Source organism: Desulfobotulus alkaliphilus (assembly GCF_007830435.1).
Taxonomy (GTDB): Bacteria; Desulfobacterota; Desulfobacteria; order Desulfobacterales; family ASO4-4; genus Desulfobotulus; species Desulfobotulus alkaliphilus.
Window position 1 is genome coordinate 24,604 of record NZ_VLLC01000004.1, and the last position, 16,619, is coordinate 41,222.

The window sequence follows — 16,619 nt, forward strand, 5'->3', positions numbered from 1 at the left end:
TCTGTTTTTCTTGTGCCTGTGGCAGGAAAAAATCCTCAGGCTATAATTCAACCCTCAAAACATTTTTTTTGTCATAGTTCAATAATCGCTATTTAAAAAAATGAATAAAGATTCAAAAAAATCGTAAGCCTCATTGATTTTTAAAGATATTTACGCATTCCAAATTGGAACAATAACCGCTTTTCAGAAATGCAGACAGGGTTTATGCTGGTTACCCAACCAAAAACAAGGCTGGGGCTGTTCAGGTGGCTGCCGGGCCCATGAAGTGCGCTTTCACAGGGGCAGGCTTGAAGGCCTGTGCACCTGTCTTGCAGGTTTGGTATTTGGAAATCTGTGCCGAACAGTTACCTGTAATGAAGGTTTGTATGGCTGAAAATCAGTGGTAATCAGATGGATTCTTGTATCGATTCGGAGAAAAAGATGATGCGTCAGCCCCTTACATTCACCGGTATTCACCATCTGGCCCTTGCCACCCGGGATCTGGGAGCCACTATCCGTTTCTGGCGGGATCTGGTGGGGCTGCCCCTTTTTCTGGGGTTTGGCAGAAAAGGATACCGCCAGTATTTTTTTTCCATTTCAGAAAGCTGTGCACTGGCTTTTTTCGAGTGGCCGGAAGTGGAAGCCCTTAGCGAAAAGGACCACGGTGTTCCCGTTAAAGGCCCCTTCGGATTTGACCATGTATCCATTGGCATGGAAAATGACGGGGATCTTGCCCGTATAAAGGCAAGGCTGGAGGCCGCAGGCGTATGGGTTTCCGAGTCTGTGGACCACGGATTCATCCATTCCGTCTACACCTTTGATCCCAACAATATTGCCGTGGAATTTTCTTCTCCTGCAGGCAGCAGGGATCTGCGGTCCAGCCCCGTACTGGCGGAAAAAGATCCTTTGCCGGAAGTTGCCGAAGGCCCTTTTCCCCAAACGCAGCTCTTTCCTGATCCGGAAGAGATTCCTGAGCTGATCCTCTATCCCGGTGAAGGCAGGGATGTTGTGCCCCGTTAAGCTGCCATGATCCTTCAATCCAAGGAGTCTTTATGCCCCCCAGAAAACGCCTCAGTGAGTCCGAGCGCAATTTTTTTGAGCTGGTTTTCAAGGCCGGGATGACCAACCCCTTCAGCGATGACAGAAGCCAGCTGGATGCCGCCATTGCAGGCGTTTTTCCGGAAACGGACAGGCAGGAGCGGATACGGCGCATGGTGGAAGAGGTCTCACGAAAAATAAGCCTGCTGGAAAGGGAGGGACGGGCCAGTCTGGATGCCTATGAAGGAAGGGATAAGGTTCTTCTGCGTACCACCTTTCTTTTTGAACTTTTCTACGCATTCCGGAGAAAGTTTGATGCCCTGATTGAGACACAGATGGAAGCAGGCAATGCACCGGTACGTGTGCCTTTCACAAAAGAGGCCCTTGCCCTGCTCCAGAGGAGGGGACTGAAAACCCGGCATACCTTTGAGCTGGCCTTTCAGCTCAGAAGGGCTTACCACTTCATCGACCGCAGTCTTTCCGGAAGATCGCCTTCCATGAAAAAGTTCCGGGAAAGTCTCTGGAACAATGTCTTTACCAGAAATCTGGATCTTTACGAGCGCTACCTTGTGAACCGGATGGAAGATTTTTCTACCCTTATTCTGGGGGAAACGGGTACGGGAAAGGGAAGTGCCGCTGCGGCCATCGGCAGGTCCGGCTATATTCCCTTTGATCCTGAAAAAGAACGTTTTGTGGAAAGTTTTACCCTTGCCTTTGTTCCCTTAAACCTTTCCCAGTTTCCCGAAAGTCTCATGGAGTCAGAGCTTTTTGGTCATAAAAAGGGCGCATTCACGGGGGCTGTGGAGGATTTTAAGGGGGTTTTTGCCAGATGTTCACCCCACGGGGCAATCTTTCTTGATGAGATCGGTGAGGTTTCCACCCCCGTTCAGATCAAGCTGCTCAATGTTCTGCAGGAAAGAATCTTTTATCCTGTGGGCAGCCATGAGGCCATGCGCTTCCATGGCCGGGTCATTGCTGCCACCAACAAAAGTCTTCAGGAGTTACGGGAAAAGGTTTTCAGGGACGATTTTTATTACCGTCTTTCTTCGGACATCATTGAAGTTCCTCCTTTGCGCCAGCGCATACGGGAAGATCCGGCCGAGCTGGATACCCTGCTGGATCATACGGTGACACGCCTTGTGGGAGTTCCCTCGCCGGAGCTGGTGGAAATGGCAAAAAAGACCCTTGCCCAAAGACCCGGACCCGACTACCCATGGCCGGGAAATGTCCGGGAAGTGGAGCAGGCCGTCCGCCGGATTCTCTTGACATCGGTCTATGAGGGGGAAAAACGATCCCGGCCGGTATCCCTTGATGCCCATATTCTGGAAGGAATTGAGTCCGGAACCCTTACGGCACAGGAGCTGCTCATGGTCTATTGCGCCCGTCGCTATGAGGTTTCCCGCACCTATGAGGAAGTGGCCCGCCAGACCGGTCTGGACAGGCGCACGGTGAAAAAATACATCGACGGATGGCGGGCTGCACAGGGGGGGCAGGGCGGGTAATGCTATACGATGTGGTTATTAGCATATTTTGTAATTATTCAGCAGCTTCGTACTGTTGCAAGGCTCCGTGGCTATTTGCAAGTGACATTGCAATCGTTTCGGATCAGAGCTTCGCAGGCCTGTGCGAAAGAAGCGGCAAACTGTCTGAGCCGCCACAAAGGCAGCGTACAAAAGCCTGACATGGTAATAAAAAAGCTTATCCTGCCTGTGGCGGGGAGTTTTTGCCGCTTCCGCACAGGGCAAGAAGCTCCCGAATAAGATTGCGTCACGGGCAAATAGCCTGGGGCCTGTGCATCTGTCTTGCAGCTATGGTACTTGGAAAACCGTGCTGAACAGTTGCCATATTTTTTTCTTTTATCCCTTGCGCACAAGCTATTTTTTGATAGGATAGAAAAAAAGACTTTGTCCCGGACCCTTTCCTGAAGGATATAGTTAGCACACAAGCATTTCCGGGCCAGAGTGTTTTTGCTTTTGCTGATCTGATCCGGTTCGGCATGTGTAAAGGTTTGCATTGCGGACAAAAAAATCTGTCCGGCCATCCATTCCACAGGCTGAATCTTTACAGAAATTCCGGGTTGACCATGCCCCATCCCCGCAGCAAAGGGGTCTGAGGGGCCTTTGCCAATGGCATTCCCGGAGTTTTGATTCACACACCTCATTTCCAAGGGAGCAAGGCAGATGATACTATTCAATCCCAAACTGCACAACCGCAAGCATGCCGATGAAAAAACCCAGAAAATGATGCAGGCCGTTATTGATTATTTTGAAACCAAGGGCTTGAAAAGCATCAAGAAAGACTGGCATGACAAAACCTGGAATTATGAATTTGTCAAATTCATGAAGGATAATCAGGTCATGGCCACCCTCATGACCCCTGCGGGTTACGGTGCCGAAGACTCCCGCTGGGACACCTACAGAAATTCCGTATTTGCCGAAATATCAGCTTTCTACGGCATCACCTACTGGTACACCTATCAGGTTTCCATGCTGGGCCTTGGCCCCATCTGGATGGGTTCCAATGAGGAAATCAAACATAAAACAGCCAAACTTCTTCAGGATGGAGAGGTCTTTGCCTTTGGTCTTTCGGAAAAAGAGCACGGGGCAGATATCTATTCCTCCGACATGATGCTTTATCCCCAGGAAGATGGCACCTACAAGGCCAACGGCGATAAATACTATATCGGTAATGGCAACGAGTGCGCCATTGCCTCCACCTTCGGAAAGGTTGCGGGCACCGATGACTATGTCTTTTTTGCGGCCAATTCCAAGCATCCCCAGTATGAGTGTGTAAAAAATACGGTTAACGAGCAGAACTATGTGGCTGAGTATGTCCTCCACGATTATCCCATCACCGATGCGGACATTATGGAGCGGGGCCCCAAGGCATGGGACAACATGCTCAATACCATCAACGTGTGCAAATTCAATCTCGGCTGGGGTGCCATTGGCATGGCCACCCACTCCTTCTATGAGGCCATTGACCATGCGGCCAACCGCAACGTCTATGGCAAGTATGTGACGGATTTTCCCCATGTGAAGCGGCTCTTTACGGATTCCTACACCCGTCTTGTGGCCATGAAGGTCTTTTCCGAGCGGGCCATCGACTATATGCGTTCCGCCAAGGCAGATGACCGCCGCTACCTCCTCTACAATCCCATGGTGAAGATGAAGGTCACCACCCAGGGTGAAGAGGTGATCAACATGCTCTGGGACATCATTGCGGCCAAGGGCTTTGAGGCGGAACCCTTCTTTGAAATTGCGGCCCACGAGATCCGCATGCTGCCCAAGCTGGAAGGTACGGTTCATGTGAACATGGCTTTGATTGTCAAGTTCATGAACAACTTCCTCTTCAATCCTGCGGAATTCCCCAAAGTACCCAAGCGGGATGATGTGGCCAATGATGATTTTCTCTTTGATCAGGGACCCACGGCCGGTCTCAGTAAGGTGCAGTTCCACGACTACAACCTTGCCTACAAAAATGTGGATCTGCCCAATGTGAATGTCTTCAAAGAGCAGATAGAAAGCTTCAAAAAATACCTTGTGGAAGCCACACCGGACAAAGCTCAGGCCAGAGACATCGATTATCTGCTGGTTCTGGGAGAGATTTTCTGCCTTGTTCCCTATGGACAGCTCATCCTCGAAGCCCGTGAGTTCTGGCCGGAGCTGGATGACGATCTGATTGAGGAAATTTTTGATTTCATGATCCGGGATTTCAGCAGGCACGCCACCACCCTTTTCACCAAGCCTTCCAATACGGACAAACAGAGGGAAATGGCCCTTGCCATGATCAAGGCACCTGCGGCCAATCCGGAGCGTTTCAACAAAATCTGGACGGAGCAGGTGTACAGCCTGAAAGGTCAGTATAAGATGCGGGATCAGGACTGATTTTTAAGTCCATTAATCTGTGAGTAATCAAAACGCCGGTAAGCCTTTTAAAGGCCTCCGGCGTTTTGCTGCCTTTTTGGAAGTTTTTTCAAAAACCCTGTAAGGGAAGCATTTGCGGATTTTTTTAAAGTCTGCCATATTGCGGCCGAAAAAAATGCGTTTTTTTACCTCTCCCCCTAAAAAAGGAGCATGGCTATGCCCAGGCGGCAAGATATTCATAAGGTGCTCATCATCGGATCCGGCCCCATCATCATTGGTCAGGCCTGCGAGTTTGACTATTCCGGCACCCAGGCATGCAAGGCCCTGCGAGCCCTTGGTTACAGCATTGTTCTGGTCAATTCCAACCCCGCCACCATCATGACAGATCCCGGCATGGCGGATGCCACCTATATTGAGCCCCTCAATGTGGAAAGCTTAAGGGAAATCATTAAAAAGGAAAGGCCCGATGCCCTTCTGCCCAATCTTGGCGGTCAGACGGCACTCAACCTGTCTTCGGCTCTGGCGGAAGCCGGGGTTCTGGAAGAATTCGGCGTAAAGGTCATAGGCGTTAACCTTGATGCCATCAAGCGCGGAGAAGACAGGGATACCTTTAAAAAGACCATGGCGGAGATCGGCATAGAAACGGCCCGCAGTGAAATTGTCACCACCATGGAAGAAGCCATGGCTGCCGTTGAAGGCATGGGGCTTCCCGTGGTGGTAAGGCCTGCCTATACCATGGGCGGCACGGGCGGCGGTTTTGCCTATAACATGGAAGAATTTGAAGATATCGTTGCCAGGGGGCTGGCGGCCAGCCCTGTGCGTCAGGTGCTCATTGAAGAATCCGTGCGCGGCTGGGAAGAGCTGGAGCTGGAAGTGGTAAGGGATGCCACGGGCCAGAAGATTACCATCTGCTTCATCGAAAACGTGGATCCCATGGGTGTGCATACGGGCGATTCCTTCTGCACGGCACCCATGCTCACCATTTCAAAAGAGCTTCAGGAAAGGCTGCAGGACTATGCCTACCGCATTGTGGATGCCATTGAGGTGATCGGCGGTACCAATGTGCAGTTTGCCCATGATCCGGCTTCGGGCAGGGTGGTGGTCATTGAAATCAATCCCAGAACGTCCAGATCTTCGGCCCTTGCATCCAAGGCCACGGGCTTTCCCATTGCCCTTGTGTCCGCAAGGCTGGCGGCAGGGCTTCATTTAAGTGAAATGCCCTACTGGCGGGACGGTACCCTGGACCGCTATACCCCGTCCGGGGACTATGTGGTGGTCAAGTTTGCCAGGTGGGCCTTTGAAAAATTTGAGGGCGTCAATGACCGCTTAGGCACCCAGATGCGGGCCGTGGGTGAGGTCATGAGCATCGGCAGAAATTATAAGGAAGCCATGCAAAAAGCCATCCGCTCCCTGGAAACAGGGCGCTATGGCCTTGGCTTTGCAAAGGATTTCCATGAAAAAAGCCTTGAAGATCTCATGGGACTTCTCACGGAGCCTTCCAGCGAAAGGCACTTCATCCTTTACGAAGCCTTGAGAAAGGGTGCGGATATTGAAACCCTGCATGGTGTTACCCGTGTCAAGGCCTGGTTCCTTGAGCAGATGAAAGAGCTTGTGGATCTTGAGGAAGAGATTCTGAAGCACAAAGGCGGCATGCTTCCCGATGCCCTGCTTGTTCAGGCCAAAAAAGACGGTTTTGCAGACCGCTATCTGGCAAAGCTCCTTGCCATCAGCGAAGGGAGTATCCGGGAAAAACGGAAATCCCTGAACCTAAAGCCCGGATGGGAGCCCGTCCCCGTCAGTGGCGTTGACAATGCGGCCTATTATTATTCCACCTGGCATGGCGGAGATGATGTGGCTGTTTCATCGGGCAAAAAGGTGATGGTGCTGGGCGGTGGTCCCAACCGTATCGGTCAGGGCATTGAGTTTGACTACTGCTGCGTGCACACCGCCTTTGCCCTGAAGGATGCGGGGTATGAAACCATTATGGTGAACTGCAATCCTGAAACCGTTTCCACGGATTATGACACCTCGGATAAGCTGTATTTTGAGCCTCTGACCGTGGAAGACGTACTGGCCATTTATGAGAAGGAAAAATGTGAAGGGGTTGTGGTGCAGTTTGGCGGCCAGACGCCCCTGAACATCGCAAAGGAGCTTGAGGCAGCCGGTGTCCCCATCATGGGCACCAGCCCGGCCACCATAGACATGGCCGAAGACAGGGCCCTTTTCAATGCCATGATGGAACGCCTTGGCATTCCCCAGCCCGAATCCGGTATGGCGGCCACGGAAGAGGAAGCCATCGCCATTGCTTCCCGCATCGGTTATCCCCTGATGGTAAGGCCTTCCTACGTGCTGGGTGGCAGGGCCATGGAGGTGGTACATGATGAGGAAAGCCTGAAAAATTACCTGTCAAGGGCCGTGATTGTTACACCGGACCGTCCCATTCTCATCGACCGCTTTCTCCAGAGCGCCACGGAGGCCGAAGCCGATGCCATTTGTGACGGCAAAGATGCCTTTGTGCCTGCGGTAATGGAGCACATTGAGATGGCAGGGGTGCACTCCGGGGATTCCGCCTGCGTGATTCCACCGGTCACCATTTTGCCTGAGCATGTTGAAACCATAGAGGAATATACCCGGAAAATCGCTGTGGAGATGGGCGTTAAGGGCCTGATGAATATCCAGTACGCCATTTCAGACGGCAGGGTATACATTCTGGAAGCCAACCCCAGAGCCAGCCGCACCGTTCCTCTGGTTTCCAAGGTCTGTGCCATTCCCATGGCCCGTATGGCCGTGCGCATCATGCTGGGGAAAAAACTTGGGGATCTGGGATTGAGGCGACCTGTTTTCAGTCATTTTGGTGTAAAGGAAGCCGTGTTTCCCTTCCCCATGTTTCCTGAGGTGGATCCTGTGCTGGGACCGGAAATGCGCTCCACCGGAGAAGTGCTGGGTATGGCCCATTCTCCGGGGCTGGCCTTTTTCAAAGCTGCCGAAGCAACGGGTTCCCTTTTGCCTCTGGAGGGTACGGTTCTCATTACGGTGGCAGATCCGGACAAGGAAGAAGCCCTGGTGGCCGCAAGGCTTTTCCATGAAATGGGTTTCAGAATCCTTGCCACAGGCGGTACCCATACCTTCCTGGAAAAAAATGGTGTGCCTGCTGAAAATGTGAAAAAGCTTCGGGAGGGACGGCCCAATATCGGGGATGCGGTCAAAAACAATGAGGTAAACCTGCTTCTGAACACGCCTTCGGGTAAGCACAGTATTACGGATGATTCCTATATCCGTAAAGCAGCCATCCGCTTTGGGGTTCCCTATATCACCACCCCTGCGGCAGCCATTGCTGCGGCAAAGGGTATTGCCGCACGCAGGCAGGGCAAGGAAGCGGTGCAGAGTCTGCAGGAATTCCATGGGGAAATGAGCTGAAAAGAAAAGGGATCAGACCTAAGGGAAAAGGGGTCAAAGGAAAAGGGGTCAGCCCCCTTTTTCCTCTTTTTCCTTGCGGGCACCCGTAAAGGGTGCCCCTACAATCAATTATTCTGTTTCAAAGTAGCGCATGGAAGTTTTTTTCAGCTCCCGTATGCTGAAGAGCATGGAATAGTCCGAAAGCCCTGTTTTTTGAGCCATCTGACCCACAATATCCCGGCAGGAATCCTGACTTCTGGCATGGACCATGGTGTAGAGATTGTAGGGCCAGCCGGGCTTGGGATCCCTGCGGTAACAGTGGGAAACCGCCTCAAAGCCAGCCATGGTTTCACCGATTTCCTGAATCTTTTCTTCGGGCGCCTTCCATGCCACCATGGCATTGGCGGAAAAACCGGATTTCTGATGACGCAGGGTGGCACCATAGCGGCGGATCAGCTTTTTTTCATCGAGACTTTTTAAAATCCCAAGGAAAGCTTCTTCTTCCATTCCAAGGCCTTCGGCCAGAATTTCATAGGGATTCGCTTCCAGGGGAATATCTCCCTGAATGGCAGCGATGACCTTTTTTTCAATTTCTGTCAGCATAAAAACTCCACCTGAAAAAATTTTCCGGCTAAGGATTTTTTCCTCGCCTGTCTTCGTCATCCGGCTCTGCCGTAAGGGGTTTGCCCAGCATGTAGCTTTGGGCGGAAAACCCAAATCGTACGGAAGGATACAGGGTCAAAAAATTCAGCCAGCCCATCTGGGGCATCATTTCCCCAAGATAATAATGGCTTTCATGCATCCGGATATCATTCCGCCAGCTTTCCAGCTCGTCCGGCGCATTCATTCCCCATTTAAAACGGGCCCCCGTCAGCATCAGCGTGGGATTAAAGGCACTCATTATCACCTGATAAGGACTTACGGCATCGAAAATTAAAAAAGAAGAAGAAAAATTTCTTAGAATCTGATTGATGAAATTCCGGACACAGGCTTCTTCAAGGTACATGAGAACCCCTTCGACAATGATCAGAAGGGGGCGGTTTGCGCAAAGGATTTGCCGATGCCAGTCCGGATCTTTCAGGGAAGCGTCTACCATATGGTATCTCTGGTCTTCCCCGAAAAACAAACGCCGGATTTTCATCACCTCCGGCAGATCCATCTCATACCAGTCCATCCGGCCCGTGTCCATGCGGAAAAAACGGGTGTCCAGACCTGCGCCCACATTGACAACAACGGCATCGGGATGGCGTTTCAGAAAGTGATCCACCATCCTGTCCACGGCAGCTACGCGCATCAGGGTTGCTGTTTTCATTAATGTATGCTTTTTCAACACATTAAAATCATAGGGAATTTTTTTAACCAACTCCTTTGCCATGGGATCATGGACGATGGGAGATGGGGCATCACATTCTTCAGCCCGGAAATAAAGGGGCAGCAGCAGGGTTCTGGAAACGGCGTCAAGGCAGGAAAACATGGCACCCCCTGATCATATGGCGGGTATGGAACAAAAGGGACGGGACCTTCATGATAAGAGTAAACTTAAACCTAACATAAAGCCGGGAAAAAGTCTGCCCTTAAAAAACGGATTTTTTATCCTTTCAGTGCAATGCACAAACCATCCATTGCTCCTTCCCTACAAACCATGATATAAAAATAAAAATTTTTCTATGCAGTCCCATCCTGTAATGCCTTCCCACCTTTGTTACCTCAGCAAGGAGGATGTATGAAAGCCCAGAAAAAACCCATTATCCGTAAAACAGAACCTGCCAAGGAAATTCCTGTTGTACAGGAAAGTGAAGGAACAGAAGAAGATCCCATTCTGGAAGCTGCCCATATCATCGACAGGAATTTCCGTAAGGATATGGTCCGGTTTACAGGCCCCATTGATGTTCCCGCCTTCAGCCGGGCCTATTTTGATGCTTTGGTCCATCTGGCATGGAGTCCCGGTACCCAGTTCCGCATGATGCTGGAGAGGATGGAATTTTTTACGGATCTTTTTGCCATAAAAACGGGTATGGCCCCACCCGTTGTGGATCGCCGCTTCCGGGATCCCCAGTGGCAAGACTGGCCCTTTTCCCTGTACAAGGATCTGTTTCTTCGCCTTGAAAAACATCTGGAAAGCCGTTTGCAGAATATCCGGGGGGTATCCGAGCATTCCAACCTGCTGATTCAGTTTTTCACCCATCAAATCACCGCCATGATGAACCCCCTGAACTTTCCCGTGACGAATCCGGAGGTTATACGTACCACCATGGAGCAGGGAGGGCAAAATATTGTCAAGGGCATACAGAATCTCATTGATACCCTGACCACCCACGGGGGAGAGCTGGTGGTCCGCCACAGCCGGGACGATTATCACAAGGTAGGCAAGACCCTTGCCACCACACCGGGCAAGGTGGTTTTCCGCAACCGCCTCATTGAACTGATTCAGTATGCACCGGTAACGGACAAGGTTTGCGGAACCCCCATCCTTTTAGTCCCTGCATGGATCAACAAATACTATATTCTGGATCTGAGCCCCCACAACAGCATGGTCCGCTATCTTACGGAGCAGGGCTTCACCGTTTTTATCATCAGCTGGAAAAACGTGGATGGCAGCTTCCGGGATGATGGCGTTGACTCCTATGTCAAAACCGGGCTTGTGGAAGCCATTGCAGAAATCCGTCAGATTACGGGCAGTGACGGGGTACACCTGACGGGCTACTGCATGGGGGCCATTCTCTGTTCCATTGCCACGGCCTATCTGCGGGGCCAGGAAGACACTTCCGTTAAAACCCTTTCCTGTTTTGCCTCCCAGCTGGATTTCAGCGATGCCGGCGACCTTCGCAGCTTCATCGACGAAAGCCAGATCACCTTCCTTAAGGATCTCATGGAAGAAAAGGGTTATCTTCCCAAGTCCAACATGATGCAGACCTACAGCCTTCTGCGGCCAAGGGATCTGTACTGGAACTACCTTATTGACGAATTTTTCCTTGGCAAAGATCCCTTTAATCTGGATTTTCTGTTCTGGAATGACGACGGTACCCGCATGCCCATGCGCCTTCATATTGATATCCTTGAAAGGCTTTATCTGGAAGATCAGCTCACGGAAGGCAAGTTCCGCATGGATGACGGCCGGAGCATCGACCTGAGAAACATCGACATGGATCTTTACTCCGTGGGAACCCTGAAGGATCATATCGCCCCCTGGAAATCCGTATACAGGATTCCCCATTTTGTTACCTCACCCATTAAATTCGTGCTTGCATCCAGCGGCCATATCGCAGGCATTATCATCCCGCCCGGTTCCAAGGGGCATTACCACACCGATGGTATTCTGGGCCATGGACCGGAGCACTGGCTGGCCACGGCCCATATGCACGAAGGAAGCTGGTGGCCGGACTGGACTGCATGGATGAAGGAGCGCAGCCAGCCGGAAACGAACAAACTTCCCTGGCCGCCTGCCAAGGGAAGGGATCTGGGACCCGCTCCCGGAACCTATGTGCTGGAAAAGTAAAAGGATAAAAAAAGGGGCGGTTTTTCCGCCCCTTTTTTCAGATGCTTTTATGAAAGATAACAGTTCAGCACAATTTTCCTTTGACAAATCGGACACCTTCAATCAGGTACACAAGCCATTGACTTACTAAAAAGGCAACCCACGCCGTGTTACGGCGTTTTGTCATAAAGTAACTTTTGAAGTTACTCAGAAGCAGCTCACGCCCTGCTAGGGCGTCTTGTCATAGAGTAACTTGTGCAGGATTCAAACTAATTTCGATCAGTGATGGATAATTGGCCATTTTTTAAGCTTTTGAATTAAAAGAACTCAATTCAAGTTACTCAGAAGTGGGGTCGGTCGTCAATAGCGCACACCAAAATATTTAAGCCGCCTGCTTTGCCGGTGGTCTATGACTTCATTGGGTTTTCAGAAAAAAATGACAAACGTGGGCTAGCGTAAAAAGATATTTTACAAATAAAAAAAGTCTCTTCAATAAAAAGCTTGCAGGCAAGAATGGAATAGGTTGTAACCCAAGTTCGCCAAAGTAGTGACCATACTTCTGAAGGCTTAATTTAAATGGCAGAAAAATGGATGTGTGGTAACCACAAAATACCAATTCGTTTGATTTTATTGGGTTTGTTAAAAAAATGACGAACTTGGGTTGATTTTTTAAAAAATAAAAAAACCGGTCAACAATAAAACTCAGGAGCCTTTTTGAATCCACTCCATGCAACAGGATCATGGCCCGTAACAACGGTAACACTCCTGTCTCTCAGCATGCGGATACGCTGCATGGTCCTTACCGTTGATCTGGGGTCTGCCACAAGCCCTGGAAGAACATCCTCATTAAGATTCTCCGTTGTATAACAGGAGTCTCCCGTGAGAAGAAACGATCCTTCTTCATCCAGATTTACGAGAACCGACTGGTGACCAGGAGTATGTCCTGGTGTAAACAGAACTTTTATTCTATTGTCTCCAAACACATCAAAACCGTCATCTTGCCATCCTTCAAGAATAAACCAGTCAACCGGCTTATCAAAATCCTTCCGTATATACGCACCTTTCATATAAAAATCAGGTACATATGCAAAACAAAGCTCCTCTCGCTGTACCACATATTTTGCATTAGGAAAATGTCCCACACCGCCTGCGTGATCCAGATGCAGGTGGGAAAGAATCACATATTTCACTTCTTCAGGGTGCACACCAATCTTACGTATGGCAGCAACGACCCATTCATCTTCTGTCATAACAGGGTCATAGGCGGCAACCACATCTCCCCAGTGCTTTTCCTTTTGATCAACCACTTCACGGGCATTACCCGTATCAAAAAGAACATAGCCTTCCGGATGGTCCATGAGAAAAAAAGGTACAGGAACATCAAAAGGCTCTCCCACCCCTCTGCCTGCCGTAAAGTACTGTTTCTGGCTTCTTAAAATTCCGGCTTGAAAAAAATAGAGTTTCATCAAATTACCTCCTGAATTTATAAATTATACGAAGACCAACCCTGTCCTTATCAACTCAGAAACGGCTTATTTCCTTCCATGGATCAATCCGGTATATCTCAACAAACGATCTTCGCAGATCTTCCCTGAAATTCGGGTGCGCTATGGAAATCAGCGCCCTTGCCCTTTCCGGCACGGATTTACCTCGCAGATCCGCAACCCCGTACTCCGTAACGATGAAGTGGGTATCGGCCCGTGGAGTGGTCACACTGGCACCCTCATCAATGTGCGCCACAATTCTGGAAATCTTTCCCTTGGACGCCGTTGAATGAAACGCCAGAATGGAACGCCCGTTTTTCGAGCTGGCAGCACCCCGGATAAAATCCAGCTGCCCTCCGGTTCCGCTGTACTGCCTGTATCCCAAGGTGTCGGCCACAACCTGCCCCGTAAGATCTGCCTGCAGCGCAGAATTCACAGAAACCATATTGTCGTTTTTAGCTATGACTGCAGGGTCATTTGTATAGTTAACGGGATGCATCTCAATAGATGGATTGTTACTGATAAAATCATAAAGTTTTTCTGTACCCATCAGAAAGGTGACAACCATCCGACCTCTGTGGCAATTCTTCATGGCCCCGTTAATGACACCACAGTTCACAAGATCCACCACTCCGTCAGAAATCATCTCGCTATGAATGCCAAGATTTTTTTTGTCTTTCAGAAAACCGAGAATAGCATCGGGAACGGCCCCGATTCCCAGCTGCAAGCAATCCCCATCCTGAATCAGACCAGCAATATACTTTCCAATTTTCTCATCTTTATCCGTCAGCACGGGGGGCTTGAGCAGAATGGGTCCCTCATCACTTTCCACACAAAAATCAATGTCGGATATATGAATAAAGGAATCTCCCAAGGTCCTCGGCATGCGGGATGACACCTCGGCAATCACCGTTTTTGCATTTTCTGCCGCGGCCTTGGTATAATCAACAGAAACCCCGAACGAACAGAATCCATGCTCATCCGGAACAGAAACCTTGATGAGGGCAACATCTACCGGTAGGATCTCTTTGGAAAAGAGATCCGGGATTCTGCTAAAATGACAGGGGGTAAACACGGCCCTCCCCTCATGAATGGCCGGTCTCGTATTGCCTCCCGCAAACAGGGAGTTATGCCTGAATACACCCTCATATTGCGGAAGACAGTACGCACCTTTTCCCAGGGCAACCATGTGCACAACTTCCACATTCTCAAAAGCCCCTGCATTCCGGACCATGGCATCCACAAGCAAGCAGGGTTCTCCAGCGGCATGCCCCAGCACGACCCGATTGCCGGAGCCAATATGCCGCACGGCTTCTTCCGCGGTGCAGAGTTTTTTTTGATATTCATTCATCCATTGTTGCATAGAACACACCTTCTTTCCCATGAAAGCGCAGCATTCAGCGGCCTGATTCCGGATCAGGGGACAAGTTTTTCATTGCACGCAAAAAAAGATCCGCATCTTCGTAGCTACCTATATACCGTAGTTTTTCATCAGCAATGCCCCTCACATCCGGGCATGCCGCTGGGCATCCTACAAAAACAAGAACCAGATCTGCTTCTGCATCCCCGTACGGAACAATGGCTGCCAGAGGTTCCAGAACTTTGATCACTTCTGCTGCTATGGCGACTCTGTCCACAACGGGATGGCAACCGCCACAGAACTTGACTCCAATTCTCACAGTCTCTTTACTCCACGATACCGCAAAGATGTTTAGCTGTTTTCTTCTTTTCGTCCATGTTGACCTGTCTGGCGATCATGATTCTTTGTGCCTGGGGAGAACCCGCCCCATGCATGGATTCCGTGAGATATCCAACAGCCGCCGTTCCCAGGGTAATATTTTCAATCAGCCTCAGAATCCTCATGCGATTCTCTACACTTGCGGAAGAACTTGCTGCATAGTATTTACGGAGCCAATGTCCTACATCCGGAGAATTGAAATCATCTTCCGCCGGCATGGTCACCATGAGACCTCCGGCAATATCCTGAGCAAGTCTTGCAATTTCATATGGAAATCGAGTCACATTCTGCTTACAGACATTGGCGAGCAAAGTATTGACCAGATAGGTTCCTGAAGGCTGACGGCTCCCTTCACAGGCACAGGCCAGAGATCCGCAGAACAGAGTTTCATTCAGATGATTCATTTCAATAATTTTATCTTTGATATGAGAGACCTTATGCACTCCATTATATTCAGCAGCTACCTGGGAGGCCCCGATGAGAACATCCCCTACTCCCACCTTGCAGGCATAGCTCTGCCTGTGATAGGAGGCAAAGTTCTCCACAAGCTCACCGGCAAACTCAAATTCTTTGAAAAGAAAAACCCTGTCCCACGGCACAAACACATCATCAAAAACTACCAGCGCCTCATGTCCGCCATAACACTGGTTGCCTCTGTCAATGGTACCCTTTTCCAGTTTTCTGGTATCGCAGGACTGGCGGCCGTAAATATAGGTAATTCCCTGTGCATCTGATGGCAGAGCAAAGGATACGGCATAGTCCTTGTCTTTCTCTCCCATGGAAATGGTAGGCATAACAATGATCTCGTGGGAATTGAGGGCACCGGTCTGATGCGCCTTGGCCCCCCTCACAACCATACCGTCTTCCCTTTCTTCCACAACACGCAGAAACAGGTCCGGATCTGCCTGCTGGTGGGGGGGAAGGCTTCTGTCTCCCTTAGGATCGGTCATGGCACCATCGCAGACAAGATCCTCTTCCTGTACATACTCAAGGTATCGGAGAAAGCGGCTGTTATAATCCGAGCCATATTTTTTATCGATATTGTACGTGGTGATAGACAGCGCATTCAGGGCATCCATACCCACACAACGCTGAAAACAGCACCCGGATTTAGCGCCCAGAAGCCTTTCCATCTTGGTTTTTTTCACCAGATCTTCTGTCGTCTGGTGGATATGGGTAAAACGATTGATTTTTTTCCCGGTCAGATGGGATGTCACGGTCATGAGATCTTCATATTCCGGCTTTTCTGCAAGCTCATAGGTAAGCTTTACAGCGTTCATGGACGGCCGGATAATGGGATCATCCACAACATTGGCAACCTTTTTTCCAAAAAGAAACACCTGAAGGTTGAGCTTTCTCAAACTGTCTTCATATTCTATTCCGGTTTTCATTCCTAACCTCCTTAGCTGGGGTGGGTGACAGAGTACTTCTCTGTCTGTTTTGCCTGATTACAATCATAAATTGCACTGAACGTGCCACCATCATTCAATGAAAAACCAGGCAAAGCACCACCGGCGGCGCAAGAGATAAAACATTGAAACTAAAGCAATAAGAAACACAACAACCACACCTGCAGGTTTCTTCATCGGTCTTCTGATAAAAAAAGTCCTGTTTCAAAAAAGAAACAGGACCGGTACAACGCA

Annotated in this window: 11 protein-coding genes; 5 read left to right on the plus strand and 6 right to left on the minus strand. The window is 49.9% G+C overall.

What is annotated here, in order from left to right; genetic code table 11:
* Nucleotides 1-390: 390 nt before the first annotated feature.
* From LZ24_RS03700 to carB, 4 genes are all read left to right on the plus strand, one after another.
* Nucleotides 391-999, plus strand: coding sequence for a VOC family protein (locus LZ24_RS03700; protein ID WP_222427518.1), 609 nt, complete (start codon nucleotides 391-393; stop codon nucleotides 997-999).
* 32 nt (nucleotides 1,000-1,031) lie between these two features.
* Nucleotides 1,032-2,519: a sigma-54-dependent transcriptional regulator gene (locus LZ24_RS03705; protein WP_144682478.1), complete on the plus strand. Its 1,488-nt coding sequence runs from the start codon at nucleotides 1,032-1,034 to the stop codon at nucleotides 2,517-2,519.
* Nucleotides 2,520-3,197: 678 nt separating this feature from the next.
* Entirely contained in the window at nucleotides 3,198-4,904 is a 1,707-nt protein-coding gene (locus LZ24_RS03710; protein ID WP_144682480.1) for an acyl-CoA dehydrogenase family protein, read from the plus strand.
* 195 nt (nucleotides 4,905-5,099) lie between these two features.
* A complete protein-coding gene (gene carB, locus LZ24_RS03715) occupies nucleotides 5,100-8,300 on the plus strand; it encodes a carbamoyl-phosphate synthase large subunit (protein WP_144682483.1) in 3,201 nt (1,066 codons plus the stop codon).
* Nucleotides 8,301-8,408: 108 nt separating this feature from the next.
* On the opposite strand, the gene ahbB is transcribed toward carB, so the two are convergent.
* Nucleotides 8,409-8,882: a siroheme decarboxylase subunit beta gene (ahbB, locus tag LZ24_RS03720; protein ID WP_144682485.1), complete on the minus strand. Its 474-nt coding sequence runs from the start codon at nucleotides 8,880-8,882 to the stop codon at nucleotides 8,409-8,411.
* Nucleotides 8,883-8,910: 28 nt separating this feature from the next.
* The gene (locus tag LZ24_RS03725; protein WP_144682487.1) at nucleotides 8,911-9,753 is read right to left on the minus strand and encodes a class I SAM-dependent methyltransferase; all 843 of its coding nucleotides are present in this window, start codon (nucleotides 9,751-9,753) and stop codon (nucleotides 8,911-8,913) included.
* Nucleotides 9,754-10,002: 249 nt separating this feature from the next.
* Between LZ24_RS03725 and LZ24_RS03730 the strand changes: the two genes are divergently transcribed.
* The gene (locus LZ24_RS03730; protein WP_144682489.1) at nucleotides 10,003-11,775 is read left to right on the plus strand and encodes a PHA/PHB synthase family protein; all 1,773 of its coding nucleotides are present in this window, start codon (nucleotides 10,003-10,005) and stop codon (nucleotides 11,773-11,775) included.
* Between the two features lie 668 nt (nucleotides 11,776-12,443).
* On the opposite strand, the gene LZ24_RS03735 is transcribed toward LZ24_RS03730, so the two are convergent.
* The 4 genes from LZ24_RS03735 to LZ24_RS03750 are packed head-to-tail and all read right to left on the minus strand — an operon-like array spanning nucleotide 12,444 to nucleotide 16,367.
* Entirely contained in the window at nucleotides 12,444-13,220 is a 777-nt protein-coding gene (locus LZ24_RS03735; protein WP_144682491.1) for an N-acyl homoserine lactonase family protein, read from the minus strand.
* A 55-nt stretch (nucleotides 13,221-13,275) separates the two neighbouring features.
* Nucleotides 13,276-14,589 (minus strand): acetyl-CoA hydrolase/transferase family protein, encoded by a 1,314-nt coding sequence (locus LZ24_RS03740; protein WP_222427519.1) that lies wholly within the window; start codon nucleotides 14,587-14,589, stop codon nucleotides 13,276-13,278.
* Nucleotides 14,590-14,635: 46 nt separating this feature from the next.
* Nucleotides 14,636-14,917 carry a hypothetical protein gene (locus tag LZ24_RS03745; protein WP_144682495.1) on the minus strand — a complete coding sequence of 94 codons (282 nt, stop codon included), beginning with the start codon at nucleotides 14,915-14,917 and terminating at the stop codon, nucleotides 14,636-14,638.
* 7 nt (nucleotides 14,918-14,924) lie between these two features.
* The gene (locus tag LZ24_RS03750) at nucleotides 14,925-16,367 is read right to left on the minus strand and encodes a 4-hydroxyphenylacetate 3-hydroxylase family protein (RefSeq protein WP_144682497.1); all 1,443 of its coding nucleotides are present in this window, start codon (nucleotides 16,365-16,367) and stop codon (nucleotides 14,925-14,927) included.
* Between the last annotated feature and the right edge of the window lie 252 nt (nucleotides 16,368-16,619).

What these genes read in the sequence shown, in the direction of transcription:
- LZ24_RS03700 (WP_222427518.1), top strand. Translation starts at nt 391, where the DNA reads ATGGATTCTTGTATCGATTCGGAGAAAAAGATGATGCGTCAGCCCCTT.
- LZ24_RS03705 (WP_144682478.1), top strand. Translation starts at nt 1,032, where the DNA reads ATGCCCCCCAGAAAACGCCTCAGTGAGTCCGAGCGCAATTTTTTTGAG.
- LZ24_RS03710 (WP_144682480.1), top strand. Translation starts at nt 3,198, where the DNA reads ATGATACTATTCAATCCCAAACTGCACAACCGCAAGCATGCCGATGAA.
- carB (WP_144682483.1), top strand. Translation starts at nt 5,100, where the DNA reads ATGCCCAGGCGGCAAGATATTCATAAGGTGCTCATCATCGGATCCGGC.
- ahbB (WP_144682485.1), bottom strand. Translation starts at nt 8,882, where the DNA reads ATGCTGACAGAAATTGAAAAAAAGGTCATCGCTGCCATTCAGGGAGAT.
- LZ24_RS03725 (WP_144682487.1), bottom strand. Translation starts at nt 9,753, where the DNA reads ATGTTTTCCTGCCTTGACGCCGTTTCCAGAACCCTGCTGCTGCCCCTT.
- LZ24_RS03730 (WP_144682489.1), top strand. Translation starts at nt 10,003, where the DNA reads ATGAAAGCCCAGAAAAAACCCATTATCCGTAAAACAGAACCTGCCAAG.
- LZ24_RS03735 (WP_144682491.1), bottom strand. Translation starts at nt 13,220, where the DNA reads ATGAAACTCTATTTTTTTCAAGCCGGAATTTTAAGAAGCCAGAAACAG.
- LZ24_RS03740 (WP_222427519.1), bottom strand. Translation starts at nt 14,589, where the DNA reads ATGAATGAATATCAAAAAAAACTCTGCACCGCGGAAGAAGCCGTGCGG.
- LZ24_RS03750 (WP_144682497.1), bottom strand. Translation starts at nt 16,367, where the DNA reads ATGAAAACCGGAATAGAATATGAAGACAGTTTGAGAAAGCTCAACCTT.